Origin of the sequence: Microtetraspora malaysiensis, assembly GCF_001528665.1 — a bacterium.
In the GTDB taxonomy this organism is placed as follows: domain Bacteria; phylum Actinomycetota; class Actinomycetes; order Streptosporangiales; family Streptosporangiaceae; genus Microtetraspora_A; species Microtetraspora_A malaysiensis.
This window is the reverse complement of the sequence record NZ_BBYJ01000020.1, coordinates 108282-126948: the sequence shown is the minus strand read 5'-3', so window position 1 is coordinate 126948 and position 18667 is coordinate 108282. Positions and strand designations below refer to the sequence as shown.

22 protein-coding genes and 1 tRNA gene are annotated in these 18667 nt (G+C 69.9%); 14 read left to right on the top strand and 9 right to left on the bottom strand.

What is annotated here, in order from left to right; all coding sequences use genetic code 11:
- Positions 1 to 175: 175 nt before the first annotated feature.
- Complete coding sequence (gene ypfJ, locus AWQ71_RS26070; protein ID WP_067137659.1) at positions 176 to 1042, top strand: KPN_02809 family neutral zinc metallopeptidase; 867 nt, start codon at positions 176 to 178, stop codon at positions 1040 to 1042.
- Positions 1043 to 1090: 48 nt separating this feature from the next.
- The gene (locus AWQ71_RS26065) at positions 1091 to 1387 is read left to right on the top strand and encodes a type II toxin-antitoxin system VapB family antitoxin (protein WP_067137657.1); all 297 of its coding nucleotides are present in this window, start codon (positions 1091 to 1093) and stop codon (positions 1385 to 1387) included.
- A 168-nt stretch (positions 1388 to 1555) separates the two neighbouring features.
- Here the strand turns inward: AWQ71_RS26065 and AWQ71_RS26060 are convergent.
- The 4 genes from AWQ71_RS26060 to AWQ71_RS26045 form a co-directional block, all read right to left on the bottom strand.
- Positions 1556 to 1643: transfer RNA gene (locus AWQ71_RS26060), tRNA-Ser, on the bottom strand.
- Positions 1644 to 1687: 44 nt separating this feature from the next.
- Positions 1688 to 2155 (bottom strand): tRNA adenosine(34) deaminase TadA, encoded by a 468-nt coding sequence (gene tadA, locus AWQ71_RS26055; protein ID WP_281196253.1) that lies wholly within the window; start codon positions 2153 to 2155, stop codon positions 1688 to 1690.
- Positions 2152 to 2631, bottom strand: coding sequence for a tRNA adenosine deaminase-associated protein (locus AWQ71_RS26050; protein WP_067137655.1), 480 nt, complete (start codon positions 2629 to 2631; stop codon positions 2152 to 2154). Before AWQ71_RS26050 ends, tadA begins: the two co-directional genes overlap by 4 nt.
- A 15-nt stretch (positions 2632 to 2646) precedes the next feature.
- Complete coding sequence (locus tag AWQ71_RS26045) at positions 2647 to 3141, bottom strand: tRNA adenosine deaminase-associated protein (RefSeq protein WP_067137653.1); 495 nt, start codon at positions 3139 to 3141, stop codon at positions 2647 to 2649.
- 133 nt (positions 3142 to 3274) lie between these two features.
- On the opposite strand from AWQ71_RS26045, the gene upp reads away from it, so the two are divergent.
- From upp to AWQ71_RS26020, 6 genes are all read left to right on the top strand, one after another.
- On the top strand, positions 3275 to 3913 hold the full coding sequence (upp, locus tag AWQ71_RS26040) for a uracil phosphoribosyltransferase (protein WP_067137651.1): 639 nt from the start codon (positions 3275 to 3277) through the stop codon (positions 3911 to 3913).
- Positions 3914 to 4027: 114 nt separating this feature from the next.
- The gene (locus AWQ71_RS26035) at positions 4028 to 4246 is read left to right on the top strand and encodes a hypothetical protein (protein ID WP_067137650.1); all 219 of its coding nucleotides are present in this window, start codon (positions 4028 to 4030) and stop codon (positions 4244 to 4246) included.
- A 72-nt stretch (positions 4247 to 4318) separates the two neighbouring features.
- Positions 4319 to 4495, top strand: a complete 177-nt coding sequence (locus AWQ71_RS41955) for a hypothetical protein (protein WP_157570573.1) — start codon at positions 4319 to 4321, stop codon at positions 4493 to 4495.
- Entirely contained in the window at positions 4492 to 5022 is a 531-nt protein-coding gene (locus AWQ71_RS26030) for a PH domain-containing protein (protein ID WP_067137648.1), read from the top strand. The genes AWQ71_RS41955 and AWQ71_RS26030 overlap by 4 nt, the downstream gene beginning before the upstream one ends.
- A 121-nt stretch (positions 5023 to 5143) precedes the next feature.
- On the top strand, positions 5144 to 6475 hold the full coding sequence (locus AWQ71_RS26025; protein ID WP_067137646.1) for a helix-turn-helix domain-containing protein: 1332 nt from the start codon (positions 5144 to 5146) through the stop codon (positions 6473 to 6475).
- Positions 6476 to 6571: 96 nt separating this feature from the next.
- Complete coding sequence (locus AWQ71_RS26020) at positions 6572 to 7261, top strand: FadR/GntR family transcriptional regulator (protein ID WP_067137645.1); 690 nt, start codon at positions 6572 to 6574, stop codon at positions 7259 to 7261.
- Between the two features lie 149 nt (positions 7262 to 7410).
- On the opposite strand, the gene dnaN is transcribed toward AWQ71_RS26020, so the two are convergent.
- The 3 genes from dnaN to AWQ71_RS26005 all read right to left on the bottom strand — a co-directional run bounded on the left by dnaN (position 7411) and on the right by AWQ71_RS26005 (position 10527).
- Positions 7411 to 8523 (bottom strand): DNA polymerase III subunit beta, encoded by a 1113-nt coding sequence (gene dnaN / locus AWQ71_RS26015; protein ID WP_067137643.1) that lies wholly within the window; start codon positions 8521 to 8523, stop codon positions 7411 to 7413.
- Positions 8524 to 8592: 69 nt separating this feature from the next.
- Positions 8593 to 9252: a response regulator gene (locus tag AWQ71_RS26010; protein WP_067137642.1), complete on the bottom strand. Its 660-nt coding sequence runs from the start codon at positions 9250 to 9252 to the stop codon at positions 8593 to 8595.
- Between the two features lie 60 nt (positions 9253 to 9312).
- Complete coding sequence (locus AWQ71_RS26005; RefSeq protein WP_245658460.1) at positions 9313 to 10527, bottom strand: sensor histidine kinase; 1215 nt, start codon at positions 10525 to 10527, stop codon at positions 9313 to 9315.
- A gap of 299 nt (positions 10528 to 10826) precedes the next feature.
- On the opposite strand from AWQ71_RS26005, the gene AWQ71_RS26000 reads away from it, so the two are divergent.
- Positions 10827 to 12197, top strand: coding sequence for an alpha/beta hydrolase family protein (locus AWQ71_RS26000; RefSeq protein WP_084259303.1), 1371 nt, complete (start codon positions 10827 to 10829; stop codon positions 12195 to 12197).
- A 26-nt stretch (positions 12198 to 12223) separates the two neighbouring features.
- Here the strand turns inward: AWQ71_RS26000 and AWQ71_RS25995 are convergent, their stop codons facing one another.
- Positions 12224 to 12880 carry a response regulator gene (locus AWQ71_RS25995; protein ID WP_067137638.1) on the bottom strand — a complete coding sequence of 219 codons (657 nt, stop codon included), beginning with the start codon at positions 12878 to 12880 and terminating at the stop codon, positions 12224 to 12226.
- Positions 12877 to 14364 carry a sensor histidine kinase gene (locus tag AWQ71_RS25990; protein WP_067137637.1) on the bottom strand — a complete coding sequence of 496 codons (1488 nt, stop codon included), beginning with the start codon at positions 14362 to 14364 and terminating at the stop codon, positions 12877 to 12879. Before AWQ71_RS25990 ends, AWQ71_RS25995 begins: the two co-directional genes overlap by 4 nt.
- Positions 14365 to 14518: 154 nt before the next feature.
- Between AWQ71_RS25990 and AWQ71_RS25985 the strand changes: the two genes are divergently transcribed.
- From AWQ71_RS25985 to AWQ71_RS25965, 5 genes are all read left to right on the top strand, one after another.
- Positions 14519 to 15397: an ABC transporter ATP-binding protein gene (locus tag AWQ71_RS25985; protein WP_067137635.1), complete on the top strand. Its 879-nt coding sequence runs from the start codon at positions 14519 to 14521 to the stop codon at positions 15395 to 15397.
- 160 nt (positions 15398 to 15557) lie between these two features.
- A complete protein-coding gene (locus AWQ71_RS25980; RefSeq protein WP_067137633.1) occupies positions 15558 to 16304 on the top strand; it encodes an ABC transporter permease in 747 nt (248 codons plus the stop codon).
- A gap of 80 nt (positions 16305 to 16384) precedes the next feature.
- Positions 16385 to 17173 carry a helix-turn-helix domain-containing protein gene (locus AWQ71_RS25975; protein ID WP_245658459.1) on the top strand — a complete coding sequence of 263 codons (789 nt, stop codon included), beginning with the start codon at positions 16385 to 16387 and terminating at the stop codon, positions 17171 to 17173.
- 157 nt (positions 17174 to 17330) lie between these two features.
- A complete protein-coding gene (locus tag AWQ71_RS25970; RefSeq protein WP_067137632.1) occupies positions 17331 to 17777 on the top strand; it encodes an SRPBCC family protein in 447 nt (148 codons plus the stop codon).
- A gap of 40 nt (positions 17778 to 17817) precedes the next feature.
- Entirely contained in the window at positions 17818 to 18564 is a 747-nt protein-coding gene (locus tag AWQ71_RS25965) for a phosphodiesterase (protein ID WP_067137630.1), read from the top strand.
- The last annotated feature ends 103 nt before the right edge of the window (positions 18565 to 18667 follow it).

The window sequence follows — 18667 nt, the reverse complement described above, 5'->3', positions numbered from 1 at the left end:
ACTGTGTCGCCGTCGCCGCGACCGGACGTCCTCGGCGAACCCGCTCCGGACCCGGCCACCCCCTCACATCCGGCACAAGCCTCCAGCGGTCATGATTCTCTTCATAAGGGGCATCAGCGATGTGGATGGCATCGCGATGCGCACGAGGATCACGCGCAAACTGGAGCGTCGCGGAATGGATTTCGATGACCGGGCCGAACTCGACGCCTCGCAGGTGGACGACGTCGGGTCCGGCGGCATGTCCCGGGGCGGCGGGCTCGCGATCGGCGGCGGCGCCGTGGGCATCGTGGTGGTCGTCCTGGCCCTCGTCTTCGGCGTCGACCCGACCGAGCTCCTGAGCGGCGGCGGGCAGCCCGCCCAGAGCGGCAGGTCCACGAGCAGCGGCGACCTCGCCGCCCAGTGCAAGACCGGCGCGGACGCCGACCAGTCCGAGAAGTGCCGGGTCGTCGGCGTCGTCAACAGCATCCAGAAGTACTGGAAGGGCGAGATCAACGGCTATCGGCAGGCCCGAACGGTGTTGTTCACCCGGGGCATCCAGACCGGTTGCGGCGCGGCCGACTCCTCCGTCGGCCCCTTCTACTGCTCGGCCGACCGGCAGGTCTACCTCGACCTCGGCTTCTTCGAGGAGCTGCACAGCAAGTTCGGCGCCGAGGGCGGCCCGTTCTCCCAGGCGTACGTCATCGCCCACGAGTACGGCCACCACGTGCAGAACCTCCTCGGTGACATCTCCAAGGGCACCGGCCGGGGCGCGACCAGCGGCTCGGTACGGCTCGAACTGCAGGCCGACTGCTACGCCGGCGTCTGGGCGAAGAACGCGGTGGGCACCGGGTTCTTCGCCAAGCCCTTCAGCGACGCCGACATCCGCCAGGCGCTCGACGCCGCCTCCGCCGTCGGCGACGACCGCATCCAGGAGAAGGCGCGGGGCCGGGTCAGCCCGGAGAACTTCACGCACGGCACGTCCGCCCAGCGAATGAAGTGGTTCAAAACCGGCTACAGCTCCGGCGATCCGCGGCGCTGCGACACCTTCTCCGGGGCGATCTGACGAGATCCCCCACGTCGCGGGGCGGCTTTCTCTCCTAGACTACGTACCGTGATCTTTAAGTTGGTCGGCGACGGACGCCCCTACCCCGAGCACAGCCTGTCGAACCGCGAGTGGGCCAAGATCCCCCCGCGGCAGGTCAGGCTGGACTCACTGATCACGACGAAAGCGGTTCTCGACCTGCACTCCCTGCTCGCCAGGGACTCCACGTTCTACGGCGACCTGTTCCCGCACGTGGTCCAGTGGAACGGCGACCTCTACCTGGAGGACGGCCTGCACCGGGCGTTGCGCGCCGCGCTGCACCAGCGTTCCATGTTGCACGCCCGGGTGCTCGAACTCGAGGGCTGAGCCACGCCGCCCGGACGGGGGCGACACGACAGGCGACAGGGCCGCCGGCCTCGCGCAGGTCAGCGGCTCTTGCGTTGATCAGCGGGGTCCCGTACCCCACCGGCGCCTCATGAGGTGGAAAGCGAAAGAGCCGCCGACCTTTTCACGCAGGTCAGCGGCTCTTCGTGCTGGCGGTGGCGGTGGGATTTGAACCCACGGTAGGTTGCCCTACACACGCTTTCGAGGCGTGCGCCCTCGGCCACTAGGCGACGCCACCGTTGGTCAGCTTACCGGACAAACGCTTATGCCCGCGCCGTCGTTTCAGGGCCGGCGCCGGGCGAAGAAGTCGGTGAGAACGGCGGAGCACTCCGCGGCGAGCACCCCGCGGACGACCTCGGGCCGGTGGTTGAGCCGGCGATCCCGCACCACGTCCCAGAGCGAGCCCACGGCCCCCGCCTTGTCGTCGTCCGCGCCGTACACGACACGATCGACGCGGGCCTGTACGGCGGCGCCCGCGCACATCGTGCAGGGTTCGAGGGTGACGACCAGGGTGCAACCGGTGAGCCGCCACTCGCCGCGCGCCTCGGCGGCGGAACGCAGCGCCAGGACCTCCGCGTGCGCGGTGGGATCCGCGCTCGCCTCGCGGTCGTTGCCCGCCTCCGCCACGATCGCGCCGTCCGCGTCAAGGACGACGGCGCCGACCGGGACCTCTCCCCGCTCGCCCGCGCGAACGGCCTGCGCGAGCGCCCGCCGCATGGCCGCCTCGTGCGCCGCGGACGGGCCGGTCACCGCAAGCGGTCGAGTTCGTCGGCGAAGGACAGCCGCTCGGCGATCACGGAGAGGACGTCGGCGGGCAGCCCCTCCTCCATGCTCAGCTCCAGCAGCTCCTCCGAGCTCACCCCGAGGTCCGCGAGCAGCTCGAAGTCGCCCGCCGGCCGCACGCCGAGGTCGGCCGGCTCCTTGTCGACCGCCACGCCGGCGAGGTCGGTGAAGATCTCCGCCAGCGGGTCGCCCTGGCCGGACTGCGCGTCGGAGAGGAAGACCCGCAGGTCGAGGTCGTTCTCGTACCGGACGATGGCGAACCACTCGTCCTCGACCTCGACGCAGAGCAGGACGAGTTCGTCGCCTTCGAGGCCGAGCACCTCCTGTACGGCGTCGCCCAGGTCGTCGGCGATCTCCGCCGAGCTGAGGTCGACCTCGGCTCCGTTCCAGCCGCCATCGATCTTCACGAAGGCGGCGGAGAAGAGATTGAATCTCGAGGGCATGGCCGGGCTCCCGAGTCAGCCGATAGCGGCGTCGACGGCACGTTCAAACGGCTGGGAGAAGCCCAGCCGCGCGGCGATGCTCGAAAGCACCTCGTCAGGGAGCAGGTCGAGGTCTCCGGAGAGCGCGCCGAGTTCCATCTCGTCCAGCCCGAGGTCGGCGAAGATCGACAGATCGCCGGCGGGGAGCACGCTGTCCAGCTCTTCCTCTTCGGGGACGGGGACGTCGAGGTAATCGAGGACCTGCTGCGCGAGCGGCCAGTCCCAGGAAGCAGTGATGTCGGACAGGAAAACGCTCACACGCTCACCGAAGACTCGCAGCGCCACGAAGAAGTCATCCCCCACGGCGACAAGGCCAATCGTGGCCCCCATGCTCGGCGTCTGGCGGAGCGCGTGGATCAACCCGCGTAGATCGGAGGTCAGCCCCATCGGCAGCATCTCTGCTTCCCAGCGGTCGTCCTCGCGGTAGACCACGATGGCGAAGTCCAGTGCGTCCTCGTCTGTCATCGTCATCCCCACCGATGCGGTCCTAACGTCAGGCAATCGTCGCAGAATCCGGTCCCAACCGTACGGCTTCCGCGCCAAATTGTGATCAAAACCGCCGGTGACGTTCGTCCCTATTGCTCCGGACGGTACCTTCTGTGGCATGGAAAGCCTCGTCGTTGACCACCCTCTCGTCGCCCACAAGCTGACCACGCTGCGTGACGTCCGCACCGACTCGCCGACGTTCCGCCGTCTCGCTGACGAACTGGTGACACTTCTCGCGTACGAGGCGACCCGGGACGTCCGCATCACGGACGTGACCGTGCAGACCCCGCTCGCGCCCGCCCACGGCATACGGCTGTCGCGCCCCGCGCCGCTCGTGGTGCCGATCCTGCGGGCCGGCCTCGGCATGCTCGACGGAATGATGCGCCTGCTTCCCACGGCCGAGGTCGGCTTCCTCGGCATGATCCGCGACGAGTCCACCCTCGAGGCCCAGACCTACGCGACCCGCCTGCCCGAGGACCTCTCCGGCCGGCAGTGCTACGTGCTCGACCCGATGCTGGCCACCGGCGGCACGCTCGGCGCGGCGATCCAGTTCCTCTTCGACCGGGGAGCCGAGGACGTCACCGCGCTCTGCCTGCTCGCGGCGCCCGAAGGCGTGGCGTACCTGGACAAGATGTTCCAGGGCTCGGGCAAGCCGATCCGCGTGGTGACGGCGGGCATGGACGAGCGGCTCAACGAGAACGGGTACATCGTCCCGGGTCTCGGCGACGCCGGCGACCGCCTCTACGGCGTCGTCTGAACTTTTCCCAGACTTTCCCGCGTCTAGTTACAGCATGTACTCGTCTGGGTACGTAGAGTAACGACGACGTGTCTTTGCGTTCCCGGCCACCGGGGCCGCTCATCAGGGGGAGTCATGAGTCAGCTTCCGCATGGCGGACGCTACGAGTTGGTCGAGGCGGCGCTCCGCGACGAGTTCGCGGGCATCCACCCCGCCGCCACCGTGACACGGTGCATCGAGGTCGCCCACCACGGCGCCGAGGAGGTCACCGGCCACGCATACCCCGCCCTGGTCGAGCGAATCGCACGCAAGCACCTACAAGTTCTCGCCGTGGCCGCCGAAGGGCGCGCATGACCGTCGACACCGAAGCCGGTTCTTCCGGTTTTACCGCTTTACCGAAGTAGGCGGCTGGGTAATCTATTGGTCATGGGAGTGGTGACGGCGGTGCAGCTCAAGAAAGTCGTGAAGTGGGGAGCGCTCGGTCTGGTGGCCTTCTACCTGTTGTCGAGGCCGGATGACGCGGCCCACACAGTGCAAGGCGCCGTCAGCGGCGTCATGAAGGCGGCGGACTCGATGGCCCAGTTCTTCGCAAAGCTGACATGAGACTAGTGACCCACGGGGACTCCGCCCCGTCGTCGGTCAACCGTTACCTCCTCCCCCATGAACACCAGGTCATCATGGTGCGGCGACACCCCGCCGTACTTCTCCGGCCCATCGGCGAGATCTTCGGCGGGCTCGTCGTGGCAGGCCTGCTCAGCAAGTGGCTGAGCGACGCCGGAGGCGGCGAGGCACTCGTCGTCGTCTGGTGGGCCTGGCTGCTGCTCCTCATCCGCTTCGTCTGGAAGGTCGCGGAGTGGTCGGTCGACTACTTCGTGGTCACGTCCCAGCGCATGCTCCTCACCACGGGCCTGATCACGCGCAAGGTCGCGATGATGCCACTGGCGAAGGTCACCGACATGAGCTTCCAGCGCTCACTGCTGGGCCGGATGCTCGGTTACGGGGAGTTCGTCATGGAGTCGGCCGGGCAAGATCAGGCCCTTCGTACGGTTCCCCACATCCCCTACCCCGAGACCCTGTATCTCGAGGTCTGTCAGATGATCTTCCCGAGCAAGGACGATGCGGACGACTGATGGCCTGTGAGGTTGTGATCGAACCTTCACCGCGGCGATTCCTGACCAAGGGTTACACGATTCGCTAGCTTCGTGCCATTATGACGTGACCATTGACCATTTCCCCGCCCTGAGAGATCAGATGCCGAGTCAGGGAACCATCGGTGACCGCGTCCGCGGACTGCGGTTGAGCAGGCGCATGTCTCAGGCCCAGCTGGCCGGACCCGACCTTTCCGACAGTTATGTCTCGCTCATCGAGTCCGGAAAGCGAACGCCCACGCCCGTCGTGGCGCGGCTGCTCGCGGAACGGCTCGGATGCACCACTGAGTTCCTCCTGCACGGGATCGAACCACGGCAACGCATCGACACCGAGCTGGGGCTCCGTCACGCCCAGCTTGAGCTTTTCCACGGCGATCCGGCAATTGCGGCCGACCGATTCGGCGACATTGTCAAGGCCGCCGGCGAGGAGAACGCGATGCTCGCCGCGCACGCTCAGCTCGGGCTGGCGCGGGCGCTGGAGGCCCAGGGGCTCACCGGCTCCGCCGTCGAGGCGTACGAGCGGCTGCGCAGGGAGGCGACCGCACACCCCGAGCGCCTGGCCGACCTGCCCATCACCGTCGCTCTCTGTCGTTGCTACCAGCGGGCCGGTGACACGTTGCGCGCCCGGGACCTGGGCGCGCAGGCGCTGTCCCAGGTGGAGCCGCTCGGCATCGAGCACGGCGAGCTGGCGATGGAGCTCGCCGACGCGCTGGCCGAGACCGAGACCGGCCTCCCATACGTCGAGCGTGTTCTGGCCGCGCACGACACCCCGGAGTGCGCCCACCACCGCGTCGACGAGGTGATGGCGCTCTGGAAGGCGAGCGTCACCGCCTCCGAAGGCGAAGACTCGGCCCTCGCCGTACAGCTCGCGGAGGACGCGATCGCGACCGGCAGGCCCGAGCGGCTCGCGTTCCGCTTCGCCCGAATTGCGATGAACTGGGCGAGGCACACCTCGGTGGCCGCCGAGGACACCGATTTGGACCGAGCCAACGAGTTGGCCGCGTCCGCGACCCAGATCCTCGCCGAGCTGCCCGGCAGGGTGGCCGAGCACGCGCGCAGCCTGATCGTGCTGTCGCACGTACGTTTCCGTTCGGGTGACGTCGAAGCGGCGACGGATTTCGCCGTCCGGGCGCTCGATCTGCTCGTGGGGACGGGAGGGACGGTGCCGGCCACCGCCCATCTCGTACTGGCCGAGATCGCCTTGGCACGCTCCCAGGACGCCGGTCCGGCGCTGCGGACGGCGCAGGATCTGCTGGAAGGGACCGCCGCCGGCATCGACCGGGAGACCGCCCGCGCCTGGCGCCAGCTCGGCGACCTCTGGGGGCAGGCCGGTTCCGGCGAGGAACAGGCCAAGGCGTATCGTAGGGCTCTCGAAGCCGTCGGAATCCGTGCGAACATGCCGGGATCCACCGCATCGGCGGCGCTCGTCCGATAACCCCTCCCTGAGCTCTCGGCCCGTTCGGGGGCTCTGGAATAATCAGGGTCGACCGGTCATTGACTCATCGGATGACTGTCCCCCGAGGAGGCGGATGTGAGCCTGCGTACCGCGCAACGGGCGTCACTGGTCGACCAGGTGATCGATCAGCTCAAGGAGCAGATCACCTCTGGCTCTTGGCAGATGAACGCCAAGATCCCCACGGAGACCGTGCTCGCGGAGCACCTCGGTGTCGGCCGAAACACCGTACGTGAGGCGGTGCGGGCCCTCACCCACGCCGGCTTGCTGGAGTGCCGCCAGGGCGACGGCACGTACGTGCGGGCCACCAGCGAGCTGTCCGGCGCGATGGCGCGCCGGCTGCGTGCCGCCGAGCAGTTGGAGATCCTTGAGGTCCGCCGGGCGTTCGAGGTGGAGGCCGCGCGGCTCGCGGCCACGCGTCGTACGGCGGAGGACATCGGGAAGATCGAGAAGGCTCTCTCCAAGCGGGAGGAGACCTGGTCCGGCGGGCACGTGGACGCGTTCGTGGAAGCCGATCTGGAGTTCCACATCGCCGTCGTCGAGGCGACGCACAACAACGTGCTGATGGACCTGTACGGCGACTTCGCGGCCGCGCTGCGCGCCAGCATCGCGGCGGCGGGCGGCTCGCTGAAGCAGAACTACATCCCGCACGACGCGATCGTGCGCGCGATCGTGGCCGGTGACGCCGCGGCGGCCGAGCGGGCCGGACACGCCTGCATCGAGCACATCCTGATCGCCCTCACCGAGTCGCAGGACCTCGCGGGCTGAGTCCAGCCGGACTCAGCCCGTCACGCGGCCGACTCCAGCCCGCTGATCGGCGCGCACGGCTGCCCCGGCCTCGCTCTTCACCCGAACGATCCCCGCCGGTCGGTCAGCCATGCACGCCCCCTCCCGGCGCCCTGGCCGGTGGGAGGGGCTCAGCCCAGGCGCAGCGACATCACCAGGTAACGGAAGTCGGGGTCGTCACCCTCGTTCGAGATGAGCGCCGGCCGGGTGGGCGAATCCATGCTGATGCGGGCGTGCTCCGTCTCCACCCCGGTCAGGCCGTCCAGCAGCCACTGCGGCTGGAACGCGATCTGGATGTCGTCTCCCGTGAAGCGGGCGTCGACGACCTCGGCGCCGCGGCCGATGTCACCGCCGCCCGCCTGGATCAGGCACCTGCCGTCCGCCGAACCTCCCTCGCCCGCGGAGAACGAGAGCCGGATCGCGGTGTTCCGCTCGGCCACCAGGGCCACCCGCTTGATCGCCTCGATGAAGGGCGCCACCCGCACCTCGGCGTGCATGGCCCACTCGGTGGAGAGCCGGGAGCGGTAGTCGATGAACTGCTCGTCGAGCAGGCGGACGGTGGTCGTGCGCCCCTGGCTCTCGAAGCCGGCGACGCTGTCGCCGAGGCCGATGGACACCTCGCCGCCGCGCAGCGAGCGGGCCACGTCGACCAGCACCCGGGCGGGCACGACCGCGGCGTGCCGCTCACTTTCGTGGACGGGATGCCACAGGAAGTCGCGCCCCGCGATCCGGTAGCGGTCGGTGGCGGCCATGGACACCGAGACGCCGTCGATGTCGATGCGGATGCCGGTGAGCATCGGGAGCGTCTCGTCCCGGCTCGACGCGGCGGCGACCTGGCCGATCGCGGTGGCGAACACTCCGCCGCCGACCGCTCCGACCTTGGACGGCATCGCGGGCAGGGACGGGAAGTCCTCGGCGGGCATGGTGATCAGACCGAACTCGACGCTGCCGCAGGTGAGCAGCGCCTCGGAGCCGTCGAGGGCGATCCGCACCGGCTCGCTGGGCAGGCTTCTGGTGATCTCCGCGAGCACCTTTCCCGGGATCAGCGCCCGGCCGGGCTCGGCCACAACGGCCTCGATCACCACCTGCGCGGAGACCTCGTAGTCGAACGCGGAGATCCGCAGATCGTCGCCGGCCTCCAGCAGCAGACCGGAGAGCACCGGAACGGCCGGCCGCCCGGGCAGGACACGGGCCGCCCACGCCACCGCGTCGGCGAGAACATCACGGTTCACCTCGAACTTCACGGGACCTCCTGTCGCGCCTGCCTGCCAGGCAAAGGTATCGGCCGGGACCGACAGAACGAACCGGCCGGCTCAGCGCGCGCCGGGCTGGAGCAGCCCCGACTCGTACGCCGCGACGACGGCCTGGACGCGGTCGCGCAGCCCGAGCTTCATCAGCACGTTGCTGACGTGCGTCTTGACCGTGTGCTCGCTGACCACCAGCTCGGCGGCGATCTCGGCGTTGGACAGGCCGCGCCCGAGAAGGACCAGGGTCTCCCGCTCGCGGTCGGTCAGCACGTCCAATCCCACGGGAGCGATGGCGGGACGCGGCTGCCTGCGCACCATGTCGTCGATCAGCCTGCGGGTCACCGCCGGCGCCAGAAGGGAATCGCCCGCCGCCACGACGCGTACGGCATGGACGAGGTCGTCCCGGCGGACGTCCTTGAGCAGGAAGCCGCTCGCGCCCGCGTGCAAGGCGTCGTACACGTAGTCGTCCTGGTCGAAGGTGGTCAGCATGAGGACCTTCGTGTCGGTCTCGTCGCACACCACGCGGGCGGCCTCGATGCCGTCCATGCGGGGCATGCGTATGTCGAGCAACAGCACGTCCGGCGCATGACGGCGGACGGCCTCGATCGCCTCGGCTCCGTCACCCGCCTCCGCGACCACGGATATGTCCGGCTGAGCGTCGAGGATCATCGAGAAACCGCTCCGGACGAGTTCCTGGTCGTCGGCCACCACAACATTGATCGTCACGTGGCAACCCTGCCAGAGGTCGTCGTATGCCCGGGAGGTGGGAGCTGCCGCGCTTCACCCTCACACACCGGCGAGCGGTAGCCGTGCGGCCACCTGGAAGCCGTGCGTGCGGCCCGGTGGCGTGCCGAAGGACGCGGTGCCGCCGCAGGCCGCGGCCCGCTCACGGATCCCGATCAGCCCGTTTCCGCCGGAGAAACCGGGCCCGCGCAGATCAGGACCGCGCCTCTCCGCACCGCGCGGATCAGGGCTGGGCGTGTCCGCCCCACGCGAGTCGGCCGCGGGACCCCGCCCGTCATCTGTGACGGTGATCGACAGCGCGTCGTCCTGCCAGTCGAGCCGGACCTCCGCCTCAGTGGCGGCGGCGTGCTTGAGCATGTTCGTCAGGGATTCCTGGACGATCCGGTAGGCGGCGATCTCCACATCCGACGAGACGGCGACCGGCTGTCCCGTGGTCGTCAGTGACACCCGTGGACCCGTGTCGCCGACTCCGCCGACCAGTTCGGGGATCCGGTCGATCGTGGGTTGCGGTTCCCTGGGCCCCTCGGTCTCCTTCAGCAGGCCGAGCATCCGCCGGAGCTGCGCCATCGCCTCCCGGCCCGCCGCGCCGATCGCGTCGAAGGCGGCCTCCGCCCGGTCGGGATTGGTCCGTACGGCGAGCGGACCGGCCTCGGCCTGCACGACCATGATGCTGACCGCGTGGGCGAGGATGTCGTGCATGTCCCGGGCGATCCTGGCGCGTTCGCGCTCGGCGGCGCGTTCCGCCTCCAGCTGCCGCTCGCGTTCCAGTTGGGCCGCCCGCTCCTCCAGGACCCTCGCGTACGCCTGGTGGACGGTGACCGCCCGGCCGAGGGCGTAGGAGGCGGCCCACGTCAGCAGGCCGCGGACCAGGGTGGGGACCGAGTTGCCACCGAAGAGGAGCGATCCCGGCACCATGATCAGGATGACCCCCATGCGCTGCCACCGCGGCGCGAGTTGAGCGACGGTGTACGTGGCGACGAGATGTCCGTACCAGAGGGGCTGCGGGGGAATGTCCGGATCATGCATCGAGTACGCATTGGTCGCCAGGATGATCGCGATGAGCACGGCCAAGGGGTACTTGCGGCGCACGATCAGTGGCAGGGAGGCGCCGATGACCGGGAGGTACTCCATGACCGTCCACGGCTCCGGGCCGGCCATCCGTCTCGTGTAGAAGAACGGGACCGATTGCGCGGCGAGCACCACGGCCGTCAGTACGGCGTCAATCAGAAGTGGATGAAGCGCCCGAAATCGCGCCATCGGTGACATAGAGCCCAAGTATTGCGGGCGATCGGCATCGTTTCCTCCGTCGTGCGAGGGATCCCCCTTCGGGACCACCTCCCTCGCGTGATGGAGCGGGAAGACCGCTCGAATCGGCGATCCCGCGGAGTGCCCCGCCGGGAAACCATGAGGCCATCGCATTTCACGACGCGATGCCCGACACGACACAACACGACCTGCCCCGGCGCGACACGGCGGACATCGCGACAGCTCCGCGTCGGATCCACGTCGCTCACGTCGCGTCTCCCGACTTCTGACACACCACCTTGGAGAACCCCGTGAAGATCGCTCTTGGCGCCGCCTCCCTCGCTCTCGCCCTCGGCGCCGTGGCCGCCACCGTGGCACCGGCCGCCGCCGACGCCGCCGGGACGAAGAGCGCCGGGGCGTCCGAGCTCAAGACCGCCGACGTGAGCTTCCGTACCAGCGACGGACAGACGCTCGGCGGCCGGATCTTCGAACCCGCGAACGCCACCGGCAAGCTGCCCGGACTGTTGCTCGTCCACGGGTCGGGCCAGGGCAACAAATGGAGCGAGCTCCAGAAGGAGGCCGAGGAGTTCGCCAAGCAGGGCATGGTGGTGCTGGCGCCCGACAAGCGCAGCGTCGGCTATTCCAAGCTGAATCGGGACTACTCCCAACTCGCCGACGACGCGCTGAAGGCCTTCGCCGTACTGCGGAACCGTCCGGAGGTGGACCCGGCGAAGACCGGCGTCTGGGGCCTCAGCGAAGGGGGGTGGGTGGCGCCGATCGCCGTCACCCGGAACTCGGACATCAAGTTCGTGATCACGGTGGGCGGGCCCGGCCTGGAACCGCTGCGCGCCCAGGCCTGGAACATGGCCAACAAGGTGGACAGAGCCGGGATCGAGGGATCGGCCCGGACCCTGCTCAACGAGCGCTTCTACCGCGTGGGCGCGGATGCCGGGATGTTCCCCGAGGCCCACTACGACCCCGTTCCGACGCTGAAGAAGATCAACCAGCCGGTGCTCGCCCTGTGGGGCGCCGAGGACAACCAAGTCCCGCCGGCGGAGAGTGCGGAGGTCTTCGGTAAGACCCTTCCCGGCAGTGTGACGATCAAGTTCTTCCCCCACGCCCCGCACGCGCTGTGGGCCGCCGACGAGCTGGTGCCCGGCTACGCCGAAACCGTCGGCGCCTGGGTCCGCGACGTCACCGGCGGGCACGTCCCCGCGTCGAGCGCCGACCCGCTGCCCACACAGCCGACCAGGAGCGTGCCGCTCCCCGAGTCGGCGTGGTGGGAGGGCTGGCAGGCCCAGCTCATCGTGCTGGTGCTGCTGATCGTGGCGTTCGCGACCTATCCGGTGGCCGCTCTGGTCCGTCGTCGCCGAGGCGGCACCGGCGGTTCCTGGCCCGCCCGGATCCTCGCGACGTCCGGTCTCATCAGCGTGCCCCTCTCCGTGTACGCGGCCGTATCCATGATCGGCTCCGCCAACGGCCACGGCATCGACCTCGGCCCGCTGATCGCCGGTCGGCCGATCCTCTGGCTGGTCGTGCAGCTGCTCGCCTTCACCACCCTCATCTCGACGGTGGTCACGGCGACCCGGTGGCGTACGGCACGGCTCCGGGAGTGGGTGCTGATCACCGGTGGCCTGCTCTTCATCCCCTGGGCGCTCTACTGGGGCCAGCTGCTCCCCTGATCCGCTCCCGACCTCGAACAGGCCCCTCAGGGGGCCTGTTTGCCGTTCAGGAAGGCGAGTACGGCGAGCACGCGGCGGTTGTCGTCGTCCGAGGGGGCCAGCCCCAGCTTGGCGAAGATGTTCGCGGTGTGCTTGCCCACGGCGCTGTCGCTGAGGAAGAGCCGCTGCCCGATGGCGGCGTTGGAGCGGCCCTCGGCCATCAGTTCGAGGACCTCGCGCTCTCGGGGAGTGAGCCGGCCGATCGGCTCGTTGCGCGCGTTGCGGGCCAGCAGCTTGGCGATCACCTCGGGGTCCATGGCGGTGCCCCCCTCCGCCACCCGGCGCACCGCGTCGATGAACTGGCCGGCGTTGAAGACCCGGTCCTTGAGGAGATAGCCGACACCGCCCGAGCCGTCGGCCAGCAGCTCCCGGGCGTACAACTGCTCGACGTGCTGGGAGAGGACGAGCACGGGCAGGCCGGGGATCCGGCGGCGGGCCTCCAGGGCGGCCTGGAGGCCCTCGTCGGTGAAGGTCGGCGGTAGCCGTACGTCGACGACGGCCACGTCGGGGCGCTCCCTGAGCAGGGCGGCGAGAAGATCGGGGCCGGACTCGACGGCCGCGACGACCTTGAACCCGTGTGCCTGGAGCAGGGCGACCAGTCCCTCGCGGAGGAGGTGCAGGTCTTCGGCGATGACTACGCTCACCGGTCTACCTTGTCACGCTTCGCCTGGTTGGTGAGGGTCACCGCGGTCGCCAGCATTCCACCGCCCAGGATGATCATCCCGACGATCGTCGGCCACTGCAGTGCCTCCGGCATGTGGAGCGCCAGGAACCACGACTTCTCCGGGGCACCGGTCAGCTTCATGACCATCGCGACGAACCCCTGCGGGATCATCGGGAGCCAGCACAGGCCCCAGCACACGCCCAGGGTCGTGCTCTTCCACCTCGCGAGCGGCGGGACCACGCTGTCCAGGGCGCGGGTCAGCTCCAGGACCGCCGTGGTGGGGCCGCCGATCGGGCTGTTCAGCGCGAGCACACCGTCGAACGCCGCGAGCCTGCGTTCGATGCCCTGCAGTCCGGTCCCCCGTTCGGGGTCCGCTCCACCCTGGCCGTCATCGGTCACCGTGGCCCGCAGGGTGGTCCCCTGGTGGCTGATGTCGATCCACACCTCGGTCGCGCCGCCGTGCTTCACCGTGTTGGTCAGCAGCTCGCTGATCGCGAAGTAGGCGGCGGACTCCACCGGGGCGTCCGGCCGTACCGGCAGGTCGACGGTCACATGCGCGGTGAGCGGGGTGTCCAGGGCGAGAGCGCGTACGGCGTCGCCGAGCCCGCGCTCGGCGAGCACCGGCGGATGGATGCCGCGCACGACCTGACGCAGCTCGCGCAGCGCGGTGGCCGACGCCTCGCTCGCCTTGGCGAGCAGCGCCTTGGCGGCGGCCGGGTCGGTGTCCACGAGCTGCTCGGCGGCGCCGATGGTCATGCCGATCGCGACCAGCCGCGCCTGCGCGCCGTCGTGCAGGTCGCGCTCGATGCGGCGCAGCTCGGCCGCCTGCGAGTCGACCGCGTCGATCCGGGTCCTGGCCAGGTGGCTGACCCGCTGGGCGAGCCGCGCCTTCTCGGTCGGCGCGAGCAGCCCGTGCGCGATCTGCCCGTGGGCCCGGAGGCTCCACGGGATGACGACCGGCGCCGTGGCCACCGCGATGACAGCAGGCAGCAGGCCGAGCATGTTGCCGTCGAGCAGCATGGGGAGCCCGGCCGCGACGAGCAGCACCGGAAGGGCGACGATCAGACCGCCGGCCCACGGGTTCAGCATGAGGTAGGCGAGATCACGCCAGGTCGCGGGGTCGTTCACCATCCAGGTGAGCCGCCGGTTGAACGCCGGGACGCGCGGCGTCTTGTACAGGTTGCGGCCGTCGCGGTACCAGCCGTCCCGCTGTGGCCGCGGGGGCGGCGGGGCGGGCCGGTACGGCTCGTCGATCGTCACGCCGGACCACCTGGCGGCGAGCCTCCGCTGCGCCCCTGTCGTCGCCCGCGTGAGCCGTACCGCAGAGGGGAGCACGAACACCAAACCCAAGAGGAAGCTGAGCAGGACGGCGACCAGCATCACCAGGCCGACCAGCTGCCCGATGATCACCATCCCGAGAAGGCCGGTCGCGTGGCCCAGCGCCGCGAGAGTACGTCGGTTCATGCGTCTCAGTCTGTACAGAGGGAACGGGCGTGCGCAGTGACCCGAGACGCCCGGGAGGGGTGGAGTTATCCCCACCCCCTGTCGGGCAAAAGTGCACCACAACCGGGTCCGCACCCGCATTCTCCCCGGAGCGCGAGATTTCTAGCTTCGTGGCATGGCAATCATCTCTGTCCGCAACCTGCGCAAGACGTACGGCGAGACGGTCGCGGTCGACGACGTGTCGTTCGCGGTCGAGAAAGGCGAGATCTTCGGGATCGTCGGCCGCAACGGCGCCGGAAAGACGACCACGGTCGAGTGCGTCGCCGGGTTGCGCACGCCGTCGTCCGGCGTCGTGGAGTTCGGCGCCGGCCTGACCGACGCGAAGGAGCAGATCGGCATCCAGCTCCAGGACTGCTCGCTGCCGGACAAGCTGAAGGTCGGGGAGGCGCTGGAGCTCTACGCGTCCTTCTACCCGCGGCCCGCGGACTGGCGCGCGCTGCTCGGCGAGATCGGCCTCGACCCGCGCGTCGCGTTCGCCAAGCTGTCCGGCGGGCAGCGCCAGCGGCTGTCCGTCGCGCTCGCGCTGGTCGGCAACCCGCGGGTCGCGATCCTCGACGAGCTGACCACCGGCCTCGACCCGCAGGCCCGCCGCGACACCTGGGACCTGATCGAGCGCGTCCGCGAGATGGGCGTGACGGTGCTGCTGGTCACGCACTTCATGGAGGAGGTCGAGCGGCTCTGCGACCGGGTCGCGGTGATCTCGGCCGGCCGCGTGCTCGCGGTGGACACCCCGGACGGGCTCATCGAGCGCGCCGGCGGCGGGCAGCGGATCGTCTTCCACACGACCGGGCCCGTCGACGCCCTCACGGCGTTGCCCGAGGTCACCTCCGTCCGGCGGAACGGTGACGAGGTGGTGGTGACCGGCACCGGCGACCTGCTCGTCACCGTGGTCGGCGCCCTTACACCGGGGCAGGTCAGCGGCCTGCGCACCGAGCGGACCACCTTCGACGACGCCTTCCTCGCCCTCACCGGGAACGCGCCCGTCTCGTCGTGACGCCTCCCCCGGCGCACGCCCCGGCCGCCGCGGTCACCACCGCACTTCCCTTCGGCTCTCGGCGCGTGCTCCGGCCCACCGGACGCCCTTGGCCCCCAGTGACCCGTCCCCCCGCCCGTACGCCGTCGCGTACCGGCTCTGCTGAAACCGGAGAATCCTGATGCTGGTCCAGAAAAAACTGATCCTCACCGAGGCGAAGCTGTTCCTACGCGAGCCGGCCGCGGTGTTCTTCGTGACCCTCCTGCCCATCGCGCTGCTGCTGGTGCTCGGCCTTTCCGTCCCCGGGTTCAGCCAGCCGGATCCGGCCCTCGGGGGCGAGCGGCCCATCGACGCCCAGTTCCCCGCGATGATGGTGCTGCTCTCGGTCGCGACGCTCGCGGTGAGCGCGCTTCCCGCGACGCTGGTCATGTACCGGGAGAAAGGGGTGCTGCGACGGATGTCCACGACGCCGGTACGCCCCGGGGCGCTGCTCGTGGCGCAGATCGCGATCAGCGCGGCCGTCGCCGTCCTGAGCACCGCCCTGACGCTGACGCTGGGACATCTGGTGCTCGACGTCCCGGTGCCGCGGCTGCTCGCCGGCTTCACCGGGGTGCTCCTGCTCGGCTCGGTCGCCCTGTTCTCCATCGGGCTGTGGCTCGCCGCCGTGGCGCCGAACGCGAAGGTCGTGCAGGGCGCGGGCGCCGCGGTGCTGTTCCCGCTGCTGTTCCTCGGCGGCATGTGGGTTCCGCGCGACCTCATGCCGTCCCCGCTGCGCGTGGTCAGCGACTTCATGCCGACGGGTGCGTTCGGGCAGGCGCTGCGGGACACGATGGGAGGGCACGCACCCTCGCTCACGCATCTCGCGGTGCTCACCGGGTGGGCGTTGATCGCGGGGATCGCCGCCGCCCGCATGTTCCGCTGGGAGTGATCCGCCCGGCCGGGGTGCGCCCGGTCCATTACCTCTCGGGGAATCGCGACCGTTCACCGGCGGGGCATAACGTCGTGCGCGTGACCACAGCTTCGATCCATCACCGGCCGATCGGCGAGTTGCTCCGCACGTGGCGCGAGCACCGCCGGTTGAGCCAGCTCGACCTCTCGATCCAGGCCGAGATCTCGACCCGGCATGTGAGCTTCATGGAGACGGGGCGTTCCACGCCCAGCCGGGAGATGGTCCTCCATCTCTCCGAGCACCTCGACGTCCCGCTCCGGGAGCGGAACCACCTGCTGCTCGCCGCCGGTTACGCCCCCGTCTACACGGAATCCACGCTGAACTCGCCGCAGATGGCAGCCGTACGCGACGCGATCGGGAAGCTGCTGGCGGGGCACGAGCCGTACCCCGCCGTGGTGGTGGACCGGGGGTGGAACCTGGTGGACGCCAACACGGGCCTCCGCATGCTCGTGGCCGGGATCGCCCCCGACCTGCTGTCGAACGTGCTGCGTGCGAGTCTGCACCCCGACGGGCTCGCCCCGCGGATCGCGAACCTCGGGGAGTGGCGGGCGCACCTGCTCGGACGGCTCAAGCGGCAGATCGCCCTGACCGGAGACGCCGAGCTGGCCGAGCTGTACGCGGAGCTGCGGGACTATCCCTGCGACCAGCCGGAGCCCGAGGTGGAGCTGCCGGGGCCGGGCGACATCTTCGTCCCGCTCCGGCTACGGCACCGGGATCAGGAGCTGTCGTTCTTCAGCGTCGTGGCGACGTTCGGCACACCCCTCGACGTCACGATCGCCGAGATGATGATCGAGTCGTTCTTCCCGGCCGACGAGGAGACCACCCGCTTCCTCCGCGACGTCGGGTGAACCCTGTCGTGGCGGCCGCCCGTCTCCGCCCGAGGGAGCCCCGCGCGCCGGGCGGCCGCATATGATCTCCTGCGAAACCATGATCTGGACTTCTCGCCAAGCGCGGTCTTTGTCACAATTCCCGGCATAGATCACGTTCCAAGTCCGGAGGCCATACGTGCCGCAGAAGGTGCTGACCAATACGTTCCACGTCGACGCCACCCCCGAGGTGGTGTTCGAGCATCTCACCACGCCCGAGAGCTACATCGGGCTGTCGCCGCTCGTCGTGGCGGTCAAGGATGTGGATCGTTCCGAACCCGGCGTAATCCGCTACACCTCCATCGAGCGGTTCCGGTTCCTCGGCGTCTTCACACACGACAACCCGATCGCGGTGACCCTCCTCACCGAGGGACTCTCCGTACGCGGTGACGTGACGAGCCCGGGCAACGTCCGCCTCGTCTACCGGTTCGATCTGACGCCGGACGGGGCCGGCACCCGGGTGGACGACCGGCTGGAGATCACCGCACCCTGGTTCCTCACGGCATTCGCGGCCGGCCAGGCGCGCAAGGTCCAGCTCGCCCGCGCGGGCATCCTCGCCGAGCGCCTCGCCGTACCCGTCGGCTGAGCCTGTGGGAGGCTGAGATCCCCGACGCCGAGGAGGCCCCGTGCTCGTGCTGGCGCATGTGAGCGACATCCACATCGACGGGAGCGAGCGGAACACCGCGCGCGCCGCGAGAGTCCTCGATCACGTCGGCGGCCTGCCCGTCGACGCGATCCTCCTCACCGGAGACATCGCCGACCACGGGGCCGTCGAGGAGTACGAGATCGCTCGCGGCCTGGTCCCGGCCGACGTTCCCTTCGTGCTGTGCCCGGGCAACCACGACGTCCGCGAGAACCTCCGCAAGGTCATGCTCGACGGAACGGAGGACGGCCCGGCCGCCGGCGGGCCGGTCAACCAGGTCCTCCGCCTGCCGGGCGCGACGATCGCGCTGTGCGACTCGAGCATCCCCGGACAGCACGACGGGCTCCTCGGCGACGAGACCCTCGACTGGCTCGACGCCGTCCTCGCCGCCACTCCCGACGTCCCCGCCTTCGTCGGGATGCACCACCCCGCCGTCCCGCTGGGCATCCCGTACGTCGACGAGATCAGGCTGGGCGAACCGGAGCGGCTGGCGGCGGTGCTCGCCCGGCACCCCCAGGTGGTGGCGGTGCTGGCCGGGCACGCCCACACGGGCGCGGCGACGACGTTCGCGGGCCTGCCCCTGCTGGTGGCGCCGGGCGTGGTGAACACCTTGCTGGCGCCGTTCGAGACGAAGGCCCACCCGCCGATCGACCTCGACCTCCCTCCGGCCGTCGCCCTGCACGTCTTCGACGAGGGGCGGATCACCACGCACTATCGCCCGGTGGGGTGAGGTCGCGCCTGCTGCCTCTCAGCGCGGGCGCGACCATCTCGCAAACGGGGACCTCACCTCCCCGATGGGTCAGGCACCCGTTTTTTGGGGATTTCTTTAGCCG

Coding starts and splice junctions, on each gene's coding strand:
- ypfJ (WP_067137659.1), top strand. CDS start 176: ATGGATTTCGATGACCGGGCCGAACTCGACGCCTCGCAGGTGGACGAC.
- AWQ71_RS26050 (WP_067137655.1), bottom strand. CDS start 2,631: ATGCCCTCGAGATTCAATCTCTTCTCCGCCGCCTTCGTGAAGATCGAT.
- AWQ71_RS26045 (WP_067137653.1), bottom strand. CDS start 3,141: ATGACGATGACAGACGAGGACGCACTGGACTTCGCCATCGTGGTCTAC.
- upp (WP_067137651.1), top strand. CDS start 3,275: ATGGAAAGCCTCGTCGTTGACCACCCTCTCGTCGCCCACAAGCTGACC.
- AWQ71_RS26035 (WP_067137650.1), top strand. CDS start 4,028: ATGAGTCAGCTTCCGCATGGCGGACGCTACGAGTTGGTCGAGGCGGCG.
- AWQ71_RS41955 (WP_157570573.1), top strand. CDS start 4,319: ATGGGAGTGGTGACGGCGGTGCAGCTCAAGAAAGTCGTGAAGTGGGGA.
- AWQ71_RS26030 (WP_067137648.1), top strand. CDS start 4,492: ATGAGACTAGTGACCCACGGGGACTCCGCCCCGTCGTCGGTCAACCGT.
- AWQ71_RS26025 (WP_067137646.1), top strand. CDS start 5,144: ATGCCGAGTCAGGGAACCATCGGTGACCGCGTCCGCGGACTGCGGTTG.
- AWQ71_RS26005 (WP_245658460.1), bottom strand. CDS start 10,527: ATGGCGCGATTTCGGGCGCTTCATCCACTTCTGATTGACGCCGTACTG.
- AWQ71_RS25990 (WP_067137637.1), bottom strand. CDS start 14,364: ATGAACCGACGTACTCTCGCGGCGCTGGGCCACGCGACCGGCCTTCTC.
- AWQ71_RS25985 (WP_067137635.1), top strand. CDS start 14,519: ATGGCAATCATCTCTGTCCGCAACCTGCGCAAGACGTACGGCGAGACG.
- AWQ71_RS25980 (WP_067137633.1), top strand. CDS start 15,558: ATGCTGGTCCAGAAAAAACTGATCCTCACCGAGGCGAAGCTGTTCCTA.